This is a genomic window from Pedobacter rhizosphaerae (assembly GCF_900111155.1).
Lineage (GTDB): Bacteria > Bacteroidota > Bacteroidia > Sphingobacteriales > Sphingobacteriaceae > Pedobacter > Pedobacter rhizosphaerae.
The window spans coordinates 1-358 of sequence record NZ_FOGG01000043.1 but is presented as its reverse complement, the minus strand read 5'-3'; the positions used below and the strand labels follow the sequence as shown (position 1 = coordinate 358).

Sequence of the window (358 nt, the reverse complement as noted above, 5' to 3'; positions counted from 1 at the left end):
CGTTGTCAGGATTAGGGATTCTGCCCCGCAACACATAACACACAACCCGTAACACGTTTAACCACATTAGGCATCTAAGTAAAACATTTTTTTCTTCATAGCGCGTTGTCAGGATTAGGGTTTCTGCCCCGCAACACATAACACACAACCCGCAACAGATTTAACCACCTTAGACATCTAAGTAAAACATTTTTTTTTCTCCATAGCGCATCGTCAGGATTAGGGTTTCTGCCCCGCAACTGTAATCGGTAATTAAAAATACAGGATTTTTCGTAATCGCGGATACAGAGAAATTGGCAAGAATGATGTCGAGAAATTGGTAAGAATAAATACATAGTTCACCTTTTGGGGCAAAGCC

Annotated in this window: 1 protein-coding gene; it reads right to left on the bottom strand. The window is 41.1% G+C overall.

Annotated features, from left to right (window positions below; genetic code table 11):
• Window positions 1–169: 169 nt before the first annotated feature.
• On the bottom strand, window positions 170–358 hold a 189-nt coding region (locus tag BMX11_RS24585), incomplete at its 5' end, for a hypothetical protein (protein ID WP_217643899.1).